The sequence below is a fragment of the Conexibacter sp. CPCC 206217 genome (assembly GCF_030646165.1).
Taxonomy (GTDB): Bacteria; Actinomycetota; Thermoleophilia; order Solirubrobacterales; family Solirubrobacteraceae; genus Conexibacter.
Window position 1 is genome coordinate 18119 of sequence record NZ_JAUTDO010000008.1, and the last position, 17610, is coordinate 35728.

At 72.1% G+C, this 17610-nt stretch carries 16 protein-coding genes; 3 read left to right on the forward strand and 13 right to left on the reverse strand.

Going from position 1 to position 17610, the window contains the following annotated elements; all coding sequences use genetic code 11:
- Positions 1–15 precede the first annotated feature (15 nt).
- From Q7L65_RS21120 to Q7L65_RS21180, 13 genes are all read right to left on the reverse strand, one after another.
- On the reverse strand, positions 16–759 hold the full coding sequence (locus tag Q7L65_RS21120; protein ID WP_304724231.1) for a hypothetical protein: 744 nt from the start codon (positions 757–759) through the stop codon (positions 16–18).
- A gap of 36 nt (positions 760–795) precedes the next feature.
- Complete coding sequence (locus Q7L65_RS21125; RefSeq protein ID WP_304724233.1) at positions 796–1167, reverse strand: hypothetical protein; 372 nt, start codon at positions 1165–1167, stop codon at positions 796–798.
- A gap of 186 nt (positions 1168–1353) precedes the next feature.
- Positions 1354–2454 (reverse strand): YihY/virulence factor BrkB family protein, encoded by a 1101-nt coding sequence (locus Q7L65_RS21130; protein ID WP_304724236.1) that lies wholly within the window; start codon positions 2452–2454, stop codon positions 1354–1356.
- Positions 2455–2467: 13 nt separating this feature from the next.
- On the reverse strand, positions 2468–2764 hold the full coding sequence (locus tag Q7L65_RS21135) for a DUF3618 domain-containing protein (RefSeq protein WP_304724238.1): 297 nt from the start codon (positions 2762–2764) through the stop codon (positions 2468–2470).
- Complete coding sequence (locus tag Q7L65_RS21140) at positions 2725–3108, reverse strand: phage holin family protein (RefSeq protein ID WP_370552609.1); 384 nt, start codon at positions 3106–3108, stop codon at positions 2725–2727. The genes Q7L65_RS21135 and Q7L65_RS21140 overlap by 40 nt, the downstream gene beginning before the upstream one ends.
- Positions 3109–3274: 166 nt before the next feature.
- Positions 3275–5218 carry a phosphoesterase gene (locus Q7L65_RS21145; protein WP_304724242.1) on the reverse strand — a complete coding sequence of 648 codons (1944 nt, stop codon included), beginning with the start codon at positions 5216–5218 and terminating at the stop codon, positions 3275–3277.
- Entirely contained in the window at positions 5215–6021 is an 807-nt protein-coding gene (locus Q7L65_RS21150) for a hypothetical protein (RefSeq protein ID WP_304724244.1), read from the reverse strand. The genes Q7L65_RS21145 and Q7L65_RS21150 overlap by 4 nt, the downstream gene beginning before the upstream one ends.
- Before the next feature lie 5 nt (positions 6022–6026).
- On the reverse strand, positions 6027–6737 hold the full coding sequence (locus tag Q7L65_RS21155; RefSeq protein WP_304724246.1) for a zinc ribbon domain-containing protein: 711 nt from the start codon (positions 6735–6737) through the stop codon (positions 6027–6029).
- A 5-nt stretch (positions 6738–6742) separates the two neighbouring features.
- Positions 6743–7468, reverse strand: a complete 726-nt coding sequence (locus Q7L65_RS21160) for a hypothetical protein (protein WP_304724248.1) — start codon at positions 7466–7468, stop codon at positions 6743–6745.
- 8 nt (positions 7469–7476) lie between these two features.
- Entirely contained in the window at positions 7477–8220 is a 744-nt protein-coding gene (locus Q7L65_RS21165; RefSeq protein WP_370552610.1) for a phosphate ABC transporter ATP-binding protein, read from the reverse strand.
- Positions 8221–8390: 170 nt separating this feature from the next.
- Positions 8391–9380 carry a phosphate ABC transporter permease PstA gene (gene pstA / locus Q7L65_RS21170; protein WP_304724255.1) on the reverse strand — a complete coding sequence of 330 codons (990 nt, stop codon included), beginning with the start codon at positions 9378–9380 and terminating at the stop codon, positions 8391–8393.
- Positions 9380–10375 carry a phosphate ABC transporter permease subunit PstC gene (pstC, locus tag Q7L65_RS21175; protein WP_304724257.1) on the reverse strand — a complete coding sequence of 332 codons (996 nt, stop codon included), beginning with the start codon at positions 10373–10375 and terminating at the stop codon, positions 9380–9382. Before pstC ends, pstA begins: the two co-directional genes overlap by 1 nt.
- On the reverse strand, positions 10372–11190 hold the full coding sequence (locus Q7L65_RS21180) for a phosphate ABC transporter substrate-binding protein (protein ID WP_304724259.1): 819 nt from the start codon (positions 11188–11190) through the stop codon (positions 10372–10374). Before Q7L65_RS21180 ends, pstC begins: the two co-directional genes overlap by 4 nt.
- A 190-nt stretch (positions 11191–11380) precedes the next feature.
- Here Q7L65_RS21180 and Q7L65_RS21185 point away from each other — a divergent pair, with 190 nt between their 5' ends.
- From Q7L65_RS21185 to Q7L65_RS21195, 3 genes are all read left to right on the forward strand, one after another.
- Positions 11381–13324 carry a PKD domain-containing protein gene (locus Q7L65_RS21185; protein WP_304724261.1) on the forward strand — a complete coding sequence of 648 codons (1944 nt, stop codon included), beginning with the start codon at positions 11381–11383 and terminating at the stop codon, positions 13322–13324.
- A complete protein-coding gene (locus tag Q7L65_RS21190) occupies positions 13321–15387 on the forward strand; it encodes a hypothetical protein (protein WP_304724262.1) in 2067 nt (688 codons plus the stop codon). The genes Q7L65_RS21185 and Q7L65_RS21190 overlap by 4 nt, the downstream gene beginning before the upstream one ends.
- Positions 15388–15528: 141 nt before the next feature.
- On the forward strand, positions 15529–17547 hold the full coding sequence (locus Q7L65_RS21195) for a substrate-binding domain-containing protein (protein ID WP_304724264.1): 2019 nt from the start codon (positions 15529–15531) through the stop codon (positions 17545–17547).
- Positions 17548–17610: the final 63 nt, after the last annotated feature.

Consider the following 17610-nt stretch of genomic DNA (forward strand, 5'->3'; position numbering starts at 1 on the left):
CCGGGCGCCGCTCGCTCAGTCGCGCGTCGGAGCGCCGCCGATCAGGTCCAGCAGCTGATTGCGGCGAACGGCGAAGGGGCGGTCGGGGGAGAAGCGGCGGCGGGCGCGGGCGAGCTTGTCGCCGCGGTAGCGCCACCGTGCCCACGGCGAGTCTGGGGTCGCCAGCCGGCAGGCGGTGTAGAGGCCGATGAACGGCAGGTGCAGGGCGACGATCCCGAGCACGAAGCGGCCCTTCATGAACGTGATGCCGGACAGCACCACCAGCAGCGCGACGGCGCCGATCGAGGCGAACGTGCCGCCTGTGTCGCCGAGGCCGACAGGTCGCACGCCCATCGCGACGATCGTCGCGAAGACGGTCGCGAGCACGACCGCGTCGAGCGAGCTGCGGCCCTCCTGCGCCCAGTAGACGTCCTCGAGGTGCAGCCACAGCGCGAACTCGTCGAGCGTCAGGCCGGCGCCGACGCCGAAGCCGATCGCCGTGATGTGCATCCACGGCGCTCTGAACTCGGTCGCATAGCCGACGAAGCCGGAGATCAGCAGCAGCGAGATCCCCCACACGAGGTGGTGGATGTGGACGCCGCTGCCGGTTCTGACGCTCCCCGGCCACCACGTCACGCGCGAGCTGCGCGTGAGGCGGGCGCTCGTGCGGATGAAGCCGAACGAGAGCAGGAACGACAGCAGCACCAGCAGCGCCGGACCCCGCGGGGAGTCCGGCGATATGTCGAAGTCGAAGTAGAGCGCTGCGTACGGTGCGATCATGGGGCGCCGAAAGCGTAGGGCTTCCGGCGCGCAGGCTCAGAGCGCCCTGCCATCAGCCCCGTCGTCGGCGAACTCGGTCACGGCGTAGACGTGGCGGCCGATGTGCTCGCGCACGGCCGTCTCCTCCTCGCCGGGCAGTCCGCTGTGCACCACGTACGGCTGTCCGCGACCGAGGTCGAAGATCGCCAGCACGACCTGTCCGTGGACCGGATCGGGCTTGCCGACCTCCAGCACGCAGTCGCGCCCGCCGCGGCGGCACCAGAGGCGGAAGATGCGGCGGTCGCGCGGGGCGCAGCCGGCGTCGTCGGTCGCGCGCTGTCTGAGCGCCGCGTAGGCGACCTCGTCTTCGGGCTGAGCCGGATCCAGGCGCGGCACGAAGAACGCGACGGGCTGCTCGGCGACGCTCATCGCACAGCTCCTGTGGTTGGCCTGATCAGACCGGACCTCGAGGGCACAGTCTCACCTCCGCTCCTCTGTTGAATCGCGCGGAAGGACGAGGCGGCCAAGCGTGCGTAGTGGCACAAACCCTACAGCAGGTACTTGTGTGAAACGTCACGAGTACCGCTGCGAGTGCGCCCGGACGCGCGCGCGGGTCTAAGCGGCCTCCGTCTCGATCTGCCGCTGGCGCTCCAGCTCGGCATCCAGCTCGACGCCGAACAGCAGCGCGAGGTTGGCGATCCACAGCCAGATCAGGAACACGATCACGCCGCCGAGCGTGCCGTAGGTGGCGTTGTAGGAGCCGAGGTTGGCGGCGTAGAAGGCGAACCCGACCGAGGCCACGATCAGCACCAGCAGCCCGACCGCGGCGCCCGGCGTGATCCAGCGGAACTTCGGGTGTCTGACGTCCGGCCCGACCCACGTCAGCAGCGCCACCATCACGATCGCGACGAGCAGCATCACGGGCCACTTGGCGACGTTCCAGACGGTCACGGCGCTGTCGCCGAGGCCGATCGTGTCGCCCAGCGCGCGCGCGACGGAGCCGCTGATGACGAAGCCGATCGCCAGGAACGCCAGCAGAACGACCATCACCGCGGTGACCGCGAGCTGCAACGGCCGCAGCTTCCAGAACGGGCGCGTCTCCTCCGTGTCGTAGACGGCGTTGGCGGCGCGCATGAACGCGCCGATGTAGCCGGAGGCCGACCACAGCGCCGTCACGAGGCCGACGCCGAGCAGCGCGCCCGCGCCGCCCTTGTCTCTGACGACGCCGCTGATCGAGCTCTGGACGGTGTCGGCCGTGGAGCCGGGGGCGACCTCGCGCACGATGTCCAGCATCGCGTTGACGGTCCGCGGGTACTCGCCGAACAGCCCGACGAGCGCGACCAGCACGATCAGCAGAGGGAACAGCGACAGGACGGAGTAATAGGTCAGTGCGGCGGCCCAATCCTGCAGGCCGTCGGCCTTGAACTCCTTGCCCGTGCGCTTGAGCGTCGCCAGCCAGCCGCGCTTGGAGATGTCGGTCGGTCCGTCGGGCGCGGCGTCCTCGGATCGCTCGGTCTCAGGTTCGACTCGAGCGTCAGGCCTGTCGTCGAACTGGCCGTCAGCAGGGATTTCGTGAGCTTCCCAGGGGCGGAGCGCGGGGTCGGCGACCGCCGTGTCCGAAGGATCGGGTCGAGCCTGAGAATCCGCTTCCTGGTGCCCGACGCGTCCCCGCAGGCGTCCCACCAGGCCGCCGCTGCGTCGTCCTGTTCCGGCCATCGGCTCTTCCTCCTCAGCGGCGCGCGATCCGCAGCGCCACGAGCGCCACGAGCGCTGCACCGGCGGCGGCGAACGGGACCGGGTTGCTCTTTGCGCTGCGCTGAAGCGTCTGGGCGCGCTCGCGTGCGCCCTGCTTGGCGACTGCGACGCGATTGCGCGCCTGCGCCTTGACGTCCGCCTTGACGGCGAGCGCGGCGACGGTGTCGCCCAGCTCAGCGCGCGTCGTCTCGATCTGCGCCCGCAGCGCGACCGGGTCGCCCTCCGCGAGCGTCAGTGCTGTCGTGCCGTTCTTGCGCGCGTCTTCGCCCATGCGACGTCCTCCTTCACGGTCTCGACGGTCTGCTGCGGCAGCGGCGGGGTTGCCTGCTGGACCTGCCGTTTGCCCGCGAGCGCCGCGCCACCGGCGATCGCGAACAGCACGACGGCGACGATCAGGGCGGCCAGCCAGGTCGCGAGCGCGAGGCTGAGCGCGACGATCGCCGCGGTCACGAGCGCGCCGACGCCGTACAGCGCCAGGATCGCTGCGCCGCCGAACATCCCCGCACCCCGGCCGACGTGCTTGCCCTTCTCGGCCAGCTCCGCCTTCGCGAGCGCGACCTCTTCCCGCACGAGCAGCGACGCCTGGTCTGACAGCCGCCGCAGCAGCTGCGCCATCGGCAGCTCCTCGAGCTGCTCCTGCCGGGTCGGATCGTGCGGCCCTGCTCCGTTCGTCGGAATGGAGCTCATCTGACGCCACCTCCTGGCGTTGCCGACGACCTTCACGTACCCGTTCCGGCGCTGCGCACACGCGCAGCAGGGCGCGTGCGCGATTGCGCGTGCGCTACGGCTCGACGGAGAAGAGTCTGTCCGACAGCGGCTTGACGCCTCTGGCGGCGGCGTAGCCGAGCGGGTCGACGCCGAAGATCTCCGACAGCGTGCGCAGCAGCGTGAAGGCGTTCGCGGGAGTTCTGTCGACTCTGCCCGACGGCGTGTACGGCGAGATCAGCAGCGCTCCGACGGGGATCCCCGCGCCGGCCGCGACCGCGTCGCCGACGTTGGCGTATCTGCTCGGGCCGGGACCGGCTTGGACGGGAGCGGCGGGGTCGGGATCGCCGTCGGCGGCGCTGCGAGCGAGCGGGCCGCCGGCGGATGCGGCCGCGGCGAGCGGCGACGCAGCGGCGCGCGCGGTCGCCGCGTTCGCGCCGAGGTTCGGCGGGTCCGTCGGCGTCGTGTCCGCCGGCGGGTCGACCGGAGTTGTGGGCGTCGTCGGAGTCGTCGTCGGCGGTGGATCCTCAGGCGTCGTCGGCGTGGTCGGCGTCGTGATCGGCGGGTCGACGGGCGTCGTGACGGGCGGCGGCTCCGTCGGCGTCGTCGCGGGCGGAGCGGCCGGCGTCGTCGCTGCGGGCGGCGGGGGCACCGGGTCCGTCGGCGTCGTGGCGGCCGGCGGCGCGGGCGGCGTCGGCGCCGCCGCCGGCGGCTGGTCGCTGGTGATCACGATCAGGCCGCCGTTCGCGTACGCGAGCGAGTTCTGGATCGCCGGCACGACGCGCTCCAGGAACGCGTCGGCCTCGGCCGAGCCCTGCTGCGCGTCGCTGGAGATGTACGAGAACGCGGGCGTTCTGTCCGGGTCTCTGAGGTCTCTCTCCAGCTGCGACAGCGGCACGTTGTGCTCGTCGCAGTCGTCGGCCTCCAACGTGCCGCGGAACCACAGGAAGGGATTGCGCCGCGTCGTCGCCGCGTCGGTTCTGCAGGCCGCGGCGGCGCGAGCGCGCGGGCCGCCGCCGTTGCTCGCGGCCGTCGCGCCGAGCGCGCGCGGGCCGGCGCCGGCGTCGCGCGTGCGGGAGGCGCTCGCGTGGCCGCGCGACGCAGTCCCGGCCGCCGGCTCCGTGTACGCCCGCCACGTTCTCTCCAGCGCGCGCAACTGGTCGCCGAACGTGCCGGTCTCGTAGCCGTAGACGCAGCCGTCGCCGCCGGTCTGGCCGTCGGGCAGCGCGTCGGCCGGTCTCACGTCGGCGAAGGTCGTGCAGTCGTCGAGCGTCTGCTGCGTCGGGCCTTGGCCGCTGACGAGCGCGATCCGGTTCGCGAGCGCGCCGCGCGCGACCGTGCGGTAGTCGCTCAGCAGCGTGCCGCTCTTGGCGAGCGTGCCGGCGATGTAGGGCGCCGCCGTCTCGTCTCTGGCGAGCGCCGCGACGTCGGTCGAGCCGAGCACGATCATGAAGACGTGTCTGACGGGCGACTCGTCCTCGGCGGGCGTGTCGGCCGGCGGATCCTCGGCCGGCGCGTCGTCACCGTCGGTCGGCGTCGGGTCGGTGGTCGCCGCGGGCGCCTCCACGACGGGCGCGTCGGCGAGCGGCGTCTCGGCGAGCGGCGGCTCCTCGTAGGTGTCGTCGACGACCGGCGCGGGCTCCTCGGCCGGCGGCGCCTGGGCGACCACCTGCGCGGCGACCTGCGCCGGCAGCACGACCGTGAACGGCGGCTGACCGGAGCCGGCCAGCGACGCCGGCACGTTGGACCCCGTCACGACGACAAGCCCGACCAGCGTCGCCAGCGCGACCGGCAGCGCGGCGCGGCGGCGGTTCGCGGCGGTCGCTCGGCGCGGAGCGGCGACCGTCGGGGGAGGGGTGGGTGATTCAGCCCGCGGCCCCAGCAGCAGCGCGAGCGCGTCGGTGCGGGCGCTCGCGCGGCGGGCGCCGCACATCACGCACCAGTGCTGGTCGCCCGCGAGCGGGGCACCGCACTCGACGCACGGCTGCTCGCCGGGCAGGGGTCGCGGCGGGTGCGTCACAGGCCCGGGGTCTGCCCTGCGTCGGCGCGGCCGGGAGGCTCGGGCGCGATGATCGCGTCATCGCCGCGCGGCTCGCGCAGGCCCGTCGGCATCGTGTCCTGCTCGTCGGCCAGCGGCTGGGGCGACCCGGACGGAGCGGTCTCCTCCGCGATCGGCATGCGGACGCGGAAGTCGCCCTCCGCGCGCGGCCCGCCGAAGCCGTCGTCGGCGTTCGGGACGTGGACGCCGTAGGGCGCGTCGGCGGCGGCCGGGGGCGGCGTGACGCGCCCGGCCGCCGCGCCGCCGTCCGCGGGCGCGGCAAGGGCCGCCGACTCGACGGTCGCGGCGTCAGTCGCAGCAGCGGGCGCGGAACCTGCGCCGGCCGCCCCGCCAACCGCCGGCGGCGGCGTCAGCGCACCGCCGACCTGCTGGACGCCGACGAGCTGGAAGGCGCAGTGCGAGCAGAACAGCGCGCCACGGGCGTAGAGCGCGCCGCAGCGGGGGCAGGCGCCGGCCGCGCCGGTCGTGTCGAGCCGCAGCAGGTGCTCGACCTCGCCGAGTCTGGCGTCGACCTCCTGCAGCCTGCCGGCCTGGCGCATCAGCACGTCGAGGCGGAAGTGGTCGCGGATCGCCATCTCGTAGGCGAGGCCGCCGAGGTCCCACTGCAGCTCTGCCAGTTCGCGCGCGAGCTCGTCGCGGCGCTTGGCGAGGTCGGAGGCGCCGACGGCCTGGCCGCCGCCGGGCGGCAGCGGGCTCGGCGTGGGCGGCGGCGGGTCGCCGGAGATCAGCCGCTTGGGGCTCAGCCTTCTCTGCAGGGAGTCCATCTGGCTCATCCGATCGAGGTCGCTTCGGAGCCGCCGCCGGCCGGTTCGTCGTCCACCGGCGGCGGGGCGCCGGGCGTCGCCGTCTCCGTCGGCTGCTGTCTCAGTCTGTTGATGTCGCCGCCGGTTCTCTCGGTGCCGGTCGACTGCGGGATGTCTCTCGTGCTCTCGAGCACTCTCTGCGCGTCGGCGGCGGCGTCTCTTCTCGAGGTCGCGCCTCTGGCTCTGTCGCTGCTGGACGCGTCGCTCGACGCACCGCTGTCGGTCGCCGCCGCCGGATCGCTCGCGGTCGTGTCGGTCGTCGCCGGAGCGGGGGCGCTCGTCGGCAGCCCGCCGCCCTGGATGTTCACGACCGGCGCTCTCTGCGCGACCGGGGTGTCGTTGCCGGCCTGGCCGATCAGGAAGCCGATCCCGAGCGCGACCAGCACGACCGCGGCCGCGCCCATCGGGCCGCCGATCTTGTCCAGCCGCGACGGCGCGGGCGCGGGCGCGGCGCCGCCGGGAGCCGCGCCGTCGAGCGCCGGCGCACCCGCGGCGTGCACCGCGGTGGCGGCGGCCGGGTCGTGCCCGTTCGTCGCGGCCTGCGCGCGATTGGACTGCTCCAGCTCCGCGACGAAGTCGAGCCGCGGCGCCGTCACGCGCGTGCCGCAGCTGAGGCAGTAGCGTTGATCCGGTGCGAGCTGGGCGCCACAGGTGCGGCAGGTGGGGATCTGGATCATCTCGGTCAAGGAAGTGTGGAAGGTTGCGACTCGAAGGTTAGCTCAGCACCCGTCGGGTCGCCGATGTAGTAGACGTGGATCGTCGCTCTGCCTCTTGCTCTCAAAAGCGGCACGATCGCGCGCCCGGCCGCGACGACTCTGCCGCCTCTGCGCGCGACGCTGGCGATCACGAGCTCTCTCTGCGGGACCGCCGAGCCGTTGACGACTTTCGCGACGGCGGTGAGGCCGCTGGCGACGTCGCCCTCGAGTCTCGCGTCGGCGACCGTGATCTTGACGTCGCTCGCGTTCGCCGGGGCGTCTCTGCCTCTGCCGGCGGTCAGGTCGGCTCTGGCGGGTCTGCCGCCGAGCACCGTCAGCTGGTCGTTGACCCACACGACCTCTCTGCCTGGCGGCAGCAGCGCGACGTGCGTGAGCCAGTGCTCCAGCCCCGCCTCGTCGTTTCTCGCCGTCGCTCTGCCTCTGCCGTCTCTGACGACGAGTTGCAGCGGCACGTCGGACAGCGCTCTGGGGCCGGTGTTTCTCAGCACCGCGACGACGGCGCTGCCGTTGACGTCCGATATCACGGCCGTCTCGACGACGCTCACCGCGCGGTTGGCGGCGCCGACGTCGAGACCGGTCTGTCTGAACGCGTTGTCGCCCTGCTTGGAGACCTTCGCGGCCTGCTCGCGCGTCGTCTCGCAGCCGCCGCTGCCGAGCGCGAGTGCTGCCGCGGATGCCAGCACGAGCGCCATTCCTCGCCTCACCCGAACGCCCCGCCGACGTAGTCGCGCGTGCGCTGCGCCTGGGGCGCGTTGAAGATCTGCTCGCCGCTGGCCAGCTCGACCAGCTCGCCGAGGTACATGAACGCGACTCTGTCGGCGACGCGCTGCGCCTGCTGCAGGTTGTGCGTCACGATCACGACCGCGATCTGCTCGCGCAGCTCGAGGATCAGCTCCTCGATCTTGCCGGTCGAGATCGGGTCGAGCGCCGAGCACGGCTCGTCCATCAGCAGCACCTCGGGCTGCGCGGCGAGCGCGCGCGCGATGCAGAGCCGCTGCTGCTGGCCGCCGGAGAGGCGCAATGCGGGATGGTCGAGGTTGTCCTTCACCTCGTGCCAGAGGCCGGCGCGCGTCAGCGCGCGCTCGACCGGCTCCAGCAGCTCCTTCTTGCGCGGGCGCTTGCTGCCGCCCTCGCGCAGGCCGTAGGCGACGTTGTCGAAGACCGACATCGGGAACGGGTTCGGCTGCTGGAAGACCATCGAGACGCGCTTGCGCAGCGCGGTCACCTCGAGCCGGTCGATGTCCTCGCCGTCGAGCGCGATCAGGCCGCCGCGGGCGGCGCTCGGCGTCAGCTCGGTGAGGCGGTTGAGCGAGCGCAGCAGCGTCGTCTTGCCGCAACCCGACGGGCCGATCATCGCGAGCACCTCGCCCTGGCTGATCGGCAGGTCGACCTTGTTGACGGCGACCTTCGCGCCGTAGGCGATCGTGACCGCCTCGCAGCGCATCCGCTCGATCACGGGCGCGTCGGACGGCGGCGGGCCGGGGGTGTGGAGGCCGGTGCCGGCGCGCGACCCGGTGCCGTTGCCGTTCCCGTTGCGGTCGAGCGGGATCGGCGCGACCGGCACCACGACTGGCGGCGCGTCGAGCGAGATCTTGCGAATCGGGGGCGGTGGCATCAGCGGATCCACGCGGTGTCCTTTCCACGCCCGCGGGCGATGCGAGTTGCGAGAGCGTTGAGGGCGACGACGATCAGCAGCAGCACGAACGCCGCCGCGTACGCCTTCTGCGGCGCGTTGCCCTCGCCGATCGGTGAGTTGCCGTAGATGTAGCTGGTGAGCGTCGAGCCGGTGCCCTGCAGCACGCTCAGCACGGGGATGCTGCCGTCGCGCGGCTGCGTCGTGAGCGTGTTGCCGAGCAGCAGGATCACGATCGCGGTGTCGCCGATGATGCGGCCCATGCCGAGCGCGGTGCCGGTCGCGATGCCGGGGCGGACGGCCGGCAGCAGCACGGCGCGGATCGTCGAGGCCTTCGTCTTGCCGAGCGCCAGCGACGCCTCGCGCACGTGGTTGGGCACCTGCAGCAGCGCCTCGCGCGTGGCGCCGACGATCAGCGGCAGCGCGATCAGCGACATGACCGTGCCGGCGACCATGAACGAGCGGCCGAAGGCCGTGTCCTCGGAGCGGAACGACATCCACGAGAAGAACGTCTCGGAGAAGAACGAGAGGCCGAACAGGGCGAGCACGACGCTCGGTGCGCCGGCGATCACGTCGACGGCCGACTCGACGATCCGCGCCAGCGCCGCCGGGCGGCCGAACTCGACCAGCCACAGCGCGACGCAGACCCCGATCGGCACGGCGATCACGATGCCGATCGCGGTCAGCAGCAGCGTGCCCTGGATCGGGTCGAGGAAGCCGCCCGATCTGCTCTGGTCGACGGCCGCGCTCGGGTGCGTCACGAGCATGCTCGGGCGCAGCTGCGTGATGCCCTTGAAGCACATGTACAGCAGGACGGTGAGGGCGACGATCGCGAGCGTCGCGCCGGCGATCCAGCAGAGCGCGAGGCCGATCCGGTCGCGCAGCGGCCAGCTCGTCGCGCTGTCACGCGCGCGCGTCCGTCTCGGCGGCGCCTGCGCGGGTCCGCGCGGAGGTGTCGCGAGCGCGCTCATCAGCGGGTCGCGTACTTGCGCAGCGGCTGGCGGACGGCCCAGCCGGCGAACGACAGCAGGGCGGAGGAGACGAGCAGCACGGCCGCGATCGCGTAGAGCGTCTGCCCGAGCGGGACGGCCGAGAAGCCCTCCTGCTGGCCGACGATCGTGGCGGCGAGCGGCTGCAGCGGCTCGAGGAAGAAGTTGAGCCCGTCGAGCGGGTTGGGCGACCAGATGAAGGAGCCCGAGACCATCGCGAGCATGATCGCCTCGCCGAGCGCGCGCGCGGTCGCGAGCACGACGGCGGCGGCGATCGCGGGGCGGGCGGTGCGCACGGCGACCTTCCACATCGTGCGCCAGCGGTTGACGCCGAGCGCCGCCGAGCCCTCCAGCCACGAGCGCGGAACGGCGCGCAGCGCGTCGCTGATGATCGCGATCATGATCGGCACGATCATCACCATCAGGATCACCGAGGCGAGCAGGACGCCGCCGCCGCTGATCGGGACGATCGCGTTGACCGCGAGCTTGAACTCAGGGCTGACGAGGTGCTTGTCGATCCACGGGGCCAGCACGAGGATGCCGATCAGGCCGTAGACGACGGAGGGGACCGCGGCGAGGAAGCGGACGACCGGGGTCATGATGCGCTTCACGCCGGGAGGCGCGAACTCGACCATGAAGAGCGCGCACAGGAGCGCGAAGGGGAGTCCGATCAGGACGGCGAGGCCGGTCGACAGGATCGTGCCGTAGATCAGCGGCCAGGCGCGCAGGTGGTACTCGTACTGCGAGGGGTCAGACGGCGACTCGTAGATCGCCGCCAGCTGCTGCTGGACGTTGCCGCCGCTGCCGAACCAGGCGAGCCCGTTGTGGCTGAACGACGGCCACGCCTCCTTGAAGACGAAGCCGAGCATGCCCAGGATCACCAGCAGCAGCGTCGCCGCAAGCGCGCCGAGCCACAGCTCGGCGCGCTCCGGAGGACGGCGCGGCGCGCCGCGCCTCCGTGACGACAGCACGTTCACCGAATCGGGATCCAGTGCTGGTTGACGATCGCCTTCGCGTCGGCGCTCGTCTGGATCCACTTGATGAACGTCTTCGTCGCGCCGGTCGGCGCGCCGCGCGTCACGAGCGAGAACGGACGCACGCCCTTGTACTGACCCGACTTGGCGTTGCGCAGCGTGCAGCCGACGCCCTCGTAGTTGACGGTTCTGAGGCCGCCGGTGACGAAGTCGAGCGAGACGAAGCCGATCGCGCCTCTGGTGCTGGCGACGGTCGACTGGACGAGGCCGTTGGACGACTTCACCTGGGCGCTCGCCGCGACCGACTGCTGGCCGCCGAGGAAGATCTCTCTGAAGGCGTCAGCGGTACCCGACGTGGCGGTACGGCTGATCAGCTCGATCGAGCCGGTCGCTCTCGCGCCCGGGACCTGGCTCCAGGCGCGCGTGCGGCCCGTGAAGATCGACTCCACCTGGTCCTGCGAGAGCGTGCCGAGCGGGTTGCCCGGGTTCGTGATGATGCAGATCGCGTCGTACGCGATCTTGTTGAAGACGAGGCCGCCCGGATCGGAGGGCTGCTGTGCGCGCGAGGCGTTGCCGATCGTGACGCGGCCGCGCGAGACGTCGTTGATGCCGGTGTCCGAACCACCCTGCTGCAGGATGAATCTGACCTTTCCGGTGCCGGGGCCGCCGCTGACGTACTTTCTCGCGAGCAGCGTGATCAGCGGAGCGACGGACGTCGAGCCGCTCATCGTGATCGTCGTCTTCGCGCTCGCGGCGGGGGCGGCGATCGCGGATGCCGCGACTGCGGCGAGGGCGATTGTGGTTGCGCGGTGACGCACAGGACCTCCGTGAGAGGGGGTTTCGTGTTGACGGATGCAGATGCGCGCGAGCTGCGACGCACCGCAGTCGGCACGCGAAGGCGATGGTGGCGCATGAATGAACCCGTCCCGTTACCGATTCGTGAACGACGGTTTGTCGTTATCAACTTGTTCACGCGACCGGCGCGGCGAGTCTCCATTCTCTGCTTTCGTGCGCCCGTTCGCCTTTCGCCGTCTGCCGGCGCCCGTGCTCGCCTCCGTGCTCGCGCTCGGCTTCGCAGCCGCTCCCGTGCACGCGACGATCAACGCCGCCTCCACGCTCGACGGTCCGTCCGCCGACGTGATCGGCGTCGACGGCGTCGCAATGTCGGAGGACGGGACCGGCGGCCTCGTCTACAGCAAGCGCGTCGACGGCCGCGTCCACGTCTTCGTCAGTCGCTACGTCGGCCGCAGATGGCAGCCGCCGCAGCGCGTCGACCTCGGTCAGAGATTTGACTCCTCGTGGCCGGCGATCGGCGCCGGCGACGGCGGCCGGCTCGTCGTGACGTGGATCCACCAGTACGGCGGCGGCGTTCAGAACCGCATGTTCTCCGCCTCGCTGGACCCCGGTGCCAACAGCTTCCAGGCGCCGATCGCGATCGACCTCGACGTGCGCGAGGGGCTCGACGCGGCGCCGTCGCTGTCGATGGGACCGGGCGGCGTCGCCTACCTCGCCTACCGCGTCGTCTACCAGCGCCAGAGCCCGACGCTGCCGCCGGACACGGTCGACGCCGACATCCGCCTGCAGCGCTACTCGGGCTCGTTCTGGTCGCAGCTGGGCCAGCCGGTCGATCGCATCCAGAGCCAGCCGCAGACGACGCCGACGGATCTCAACGGGCCGCAGGTGCGCAGCGACGGCAACGGCAACGCGGTCGTCGCCTGGATCGAGCCCGACGATCAGCTGATCCCGCGCGTCTACGCCCGCCGCGTCTTCGGCCAGGTGCTCGGCAACGTCCTGCCGGCGAGCCCGACGGAGGTCGACGGCAAGCCGCTGCGCTCCGGCGCCGACCAGGTCGCGCTCGCGGTCGCGCCGTTCGGCGAGACGATCGTCGGCTTCCGTCAACAGCCCGACGCGCAGGGCAGCTGGACGCGCCCGCGGCTGCTCGTGAACATGCTGCCGTCGAGCCTCGCGGAGGGCGCCGGCACGTTCCTCGGCTTCAGAGCGGTCGACGGCGGCGGCGCTGACGGGCCCGCCGGCACGCTCGGCACGGTCAACGTCTCCGTCGACGACGGCGGCAGCTTCGACGCCGGCGTCTCGCTCGACACGCAGGCGCTCGACGTGCCCGGCGACGAAGGCGCGGTCGGCACGCCGTCCCGCCTCGACGACGGCTCTGCGCGCAGCGCGCCGAACCCGTTCGTCGCGCGCGGCACCGAGGGCTCGCTCGCCGCCGCCTGGACCGTCGACCAGGGCTCCTCCGCGGGTGTCGGCCTGTTCGAGCGGCGCGCCGACGGCACGCCGTTCCAGCGGATCGTCAGCGGCGCCAGAGGCGGGGCGGTCAGCGGCCTGCGCTTCTCCGGCTCGCCGCTGGGCAGCGCGCTGGTCGGCTTCCTGCAGGGCAGAGAGGACGGCAAGCAGATCGTCGCCGCCTCGATCGACGCCCCGCCGAGCGGGTTCATGGTCTATCCGCCGCTGGGCTGGACGCGTGCGAGAACGATCCCGATCAGCTGGGATCGCGCGCACAGCGCCTCGGGCGGCATCCGCTACGCCGTCCAGGTCGACGGCGAGGAGATCGCGACCGGCCTCACGGCGCTCACGCGCACGCTCAGAGCGGCGGAGCTGGGCGACGGCAACCACGAGCTGACGGTCGTCGCGACCGACGCCGCCGAGCAGACGACGACGAGCATCGTGACGCGTCTGAAGCTCGACCGCTCCGCGCCCGTCGCCCGTGTCAGAGCGCTGCGCAGACGGCGCCTGCGCACGACCGTCAGCGACGGCGTCAGATCGGAGTCCTCGGGCCTCGCCAGCGTCGCGATCGCCTGGGGCGACGGCACGCGCGGGCGCGGCCGCAGCGCGACGCACAGATATCGCAGACGCGGCCGCTACACGGTCCGCGTGACGATGCGCGACAAGGTCGGCAACCGCAGAACGCTGGTCCGGAAGGTGGTTGTGAGATGAGGCGTCGCCCGATCTCGTTCGCGCTCGGCGGCGCGCTGCTGCTGGCGGCCGCGCTGCCGGCCGTCGCACCGGCCGCGTGGAGCGACGCGCAGCTCGCTTCGGTCGACAACGCCCGCCTCGAGCAGGCCGACGGCGGCACGACCGCCGTCGACCTGTCCGGCGACGGCCGCTGGGTCGTCTTCCAGACGAGAGCGACGAACTTCTTCCCCGACGACGACGCCGACGCGATCGGCACGCTGCGGCTCGGCGGGGTCTTCCGCTTCGATCGCACGACCGGCGCGATCCAGCTCGTCGCCGACGGCGACGTCGTCGGCGAGGAGGACGGCACGCTGCTGCAGCGCGGCGCGGCCCGCCCCTCGGTCAGCGACGACGGTCGCTGGGTCGTCTTCTCGACGGCGCAGAGACTCGTGCCGCAGGACGACAACGACAACATCGACGTCTACGTGCGCGACATGTCCGTGCCGTTGACGAGCGACCGCGCGGGCGGCGGCGCCTACAGACTCGTCTCCGCGCGCGACGGCAGCGACGACCCGGCCCACTACGCGCCGATCGATCCGCCGCTGACGGGCCGCAACCCGGGCGCCGACGTCTTCGCCGCCCAGGCGATCAGCGCCGACGGCCGCTACGTCGCCTTCCGCACCACCGACCTCGCCTCCGACCTGCCCGCGCGCGACGCGGTCGACACGTCGCCGTTCAACGTCTTCGTGCGCGACCTCGCGACGAAGCGGACCGTGCTCGTGACGCGCGACGCCGACGGCAACGGCGCGGGCGGCGGGCTCGGACCGGTCGTGCTGAGCCGCGACGGCAGCACCGTCTCGTGGGTCGGGCAGAACGCCTCGCGCCAGACGCGCTTCCTCAACGGCGAGAACACCGACGACGCGTTCTCCTACTACCTCTGGCGCCGCTGGGACGACGCCGGCGCGACGACGCGCCGCGTGACCGGCCTGGCCGACCCCGACGACCCCGCCTGCGTCGACGGGACGGTCGACACCAACCCGATCGCGACGGGGCCCTGCTACGGCCCGCTCGCCGACACCGACGCCGGCTTCAACGACATCGGCTCGCGCGCCCCCGCACTCAGCGCGGACGGCTGGACGGTCGCGTTCCTGGCCGGCGCCGCGGCCCGGCCCGCGCAGGATCCCGACACGTACCTCGACGTCTTCACGACGTCGATGCGGCCGGGCGTCAGCCGCAAGGCCGGCACGCAGGCGGTCACGCGCGGCACGTCCGCGCCGAACCCGAACGTCAACGGCGAGATCGCATCGATCGCGATGAGCGCCGACGGCAGCCGGCTGGTGCTGGTGAGCGCCCGGCGGCAGTACCTGCCACCCGCCCCGCCGCTGGTCGGCGACCCGCGGTCGTCGGCCGGCGGCAACGAGCTGTACACGATCGACCTCGGCGCCGGCGGCTCCACGCGGCGCGTGCTGCGACCGGGCGGGGGAGACGTCGACGGCAGCATCGACGCCAACGCGGCGGTCTCCGCCGACGGCCGCTCGATCGCGTTCGTCTCCGGCGCCGCGAACCTCGCCCCCGGCGACGCCAACGGCCAGCCGGACGCGTTCACGGTGACCGAGTCGGCCGACCCGCCGTCGGGCGCGCCGCCGGCCGGCCTCGGTGCGGATCCGATCAACGAGGAGATCGTCAGCAGCTCCGACGACCTCGGGGTGCGCGCGATCGTGCGCAGAGACGGGACGCTGCTGCTGCGCGTCTCTGTGCCGGGCCCGGGTTCGCTGCGCGCAGTCGCCAAGACACGTGCGAGCGGGACCACCGCGGCCAGAGCCAGAAGAGCGAGAGGCGGCAGAAGAGCCGCCAAGAAGGTCAAGCCCGCCAAGCCACGCCAAGTCGCCGTCAGAAGCGCGCAGGCGCGCAGACGCAGCACCGTGCAGATGACGTTGAGGCTGAGGGGCAGAGACCGCACGAAGGTCCGCCGCGGCACCCCGCTCCCCGTTCGTGTCACCGTGACGCTCACACCGAGACCGAAGGCGCGTGCGAAGTCGGTCTCAATTACGTCGAGGTTCCGCTTCGTCGCGTCGAGAGCTTCGCGTAAGTCTGCGCATAGGTGAACGAGCTGTGAAGAGTGTGCCACCAACCTGTGAACCGTCGGGGCGAATCCTGTGAAGAGCTCTGTTCGGCGGGGTATCGCAGGCCGCAGAGTTCTGTTCGCCTCTACGTCACGTCTTAGACGCGAAAGGACCACACACCTCATGGCATCACCCGCAGCGGCACTTTGGCCGCGACGCGTGCTGACGGCCGGTATCGCCGCAGCTGCGCTCGGGCTGGGCGCGCTTGGCGCGACCGACGCCCACGCTGCTTTCACTCTCAACGAGTGCGCCGGCGCGAGCGGCGTCGTCGGTCAGGGAGCTTCTTTCCAGGCCGACTTGCACAGAAACTTCGCCGCCGTCTTCAACGGCTCGCTGATCGGCTGTGGCGGCAACCCGTCCGCGCCGACGTTCAGCGCGAGAGGCTCCGGCGTCGGCCTCGGCTCCGCCGGCGCCGGCACGAGAGACGCGAACACGCTCTGCATCGTCAACAGAACGTGCGGGAGCGAGCTGCTCCCGGGTCAGCGCGATCTGTCGGTCTCCTTCCAGGCGACCGACGACCCGCCGACGTTCGCGCAGTACACGCAGATGCAGAACGGCCTCGACACCACGACGGCCGACGACGCGCTGCTGCACGTCGTCCCGGTCGCGACCGGCGCCGCCGTCCTGATCATGAGACTGCCGCAGGGCTGCTCGATCAAGTCCGACGGTGCGGCGACGCTGACCGGCGCTTCCGTCGGCGACAGCTTCGCCGCCGGCACGCAGCGCCCGCTGATCCCCGGTAGAACGGTGGAGGGCGCCTTCGCCGGCACCGTCAGAACGTGGGGCGACCTCGTCCCGACGATCAGAGGGACGCCGACCAGCGGCCAGTACGCCGACCTCACGCCGGCCCTGACCGACTGCGGCGACGTGCCGATCCGCCGCATCGTCCGTACCGACAACTCCGGCACGACGTTCTCGTGGAAGGCCTACCTCGGCCTCAACAGCCCGAGCCGCGGCTGGACCACGACGTACGCCGCCACGCCGAACATCAACTGGCCCGTCGACGGCACCGGCAGCGCGACGCCGACCAGAATCGACACCGCCTCGACGGCCGTCTGCCCGATCGGTGGGACGAACCTCTGCTCCAACACGGCGACCGGCGGCGGCGCGCTCGCCGACGCGGTCAACCTCGTCGACGGCTCGATCGGCTATGTCGATCTCGCCGCGGCGCGCAACAAGAACTTCTGGAACTCCTCCACGGCCAGCACCCAGGATCAGACGATCTGGACGCCGCTCGAGGTCAACCCGGAAGCCAACCCGGCGACGAGAACGTGGGCTGAGCCCTCGGTCGACCCGACCGCGCACAACAGCGCCAACGTCACGAAGGGCGCGTCCTGCGGCCTCGTCGACATCAAGAACGTGCCGACGCCTGCCAACTCGCCCAAGAACGACCCGACGCTGGGCGACTGGAGCAGAACGTTCGCCGCCGGCGGCGTGACGGGCTACCCCGCCTGCGTCCTGACGTACGGCCTGCTGTGGGACGACAACGCGGTCGTCTACGGCGCCACGGCGTCGGAAGAGGCCAAGGCGCGCACGGTGAAGGACTACTTCACGATGCTCGTCAGCGACGCGGGTCAGAACGCGATCGCCGGCTACGACTACTCCGAGGTGCCGAACACGGCCGCCCAGCCGCTGCGCACGTACGCGCAGAACGGCGTTGCGGCGATCGACTGGAACAAGTCGGCCTCGGTCGCTCCCCCGGCGCCCGCCCCGCCGACCCCGACGCCCCCGACGCCCCCGGCGCCGGCTCCGCCGGTGACGCCGGCTCCGCCGAGCAACTCGTTCTCGGTCCCGAGCAGCAAGACGACGGCGTCGCTGCTGACGTTCGTCGCGCAGCTCCCGGGCGCCGGCTCGTTGAGAGTCGCTGCCACGACGAGAGTCGGCAGAAGAACGATCAGAGTCGCCTCGGTCTCCGCCAGCCCGAAGGGTGCCGGCAGAGTCACGCTGAGACTCAAGCTGTCCGCGGCCGCCAAGAGCGCGCTTGCGAGAGCGAAGAGCAAGAAGCTGTCGGTCAAGGTGGCGTTCACCTTCACGCCGACGGGCGGCACGGCCAACACGGTGACGAAGACCGTCACGGTGAGAGCCGCGAGAAAGCCCGCCAGAAGAGTCAGCAGAAAGAAGAAGAAGGCCGCCAAGCGCTGACGCGCCCGGCAGCTCCGCACACCCGGTCCCGCCGCTCTCGCGGCGGGACCGAGTGTCGTCCGT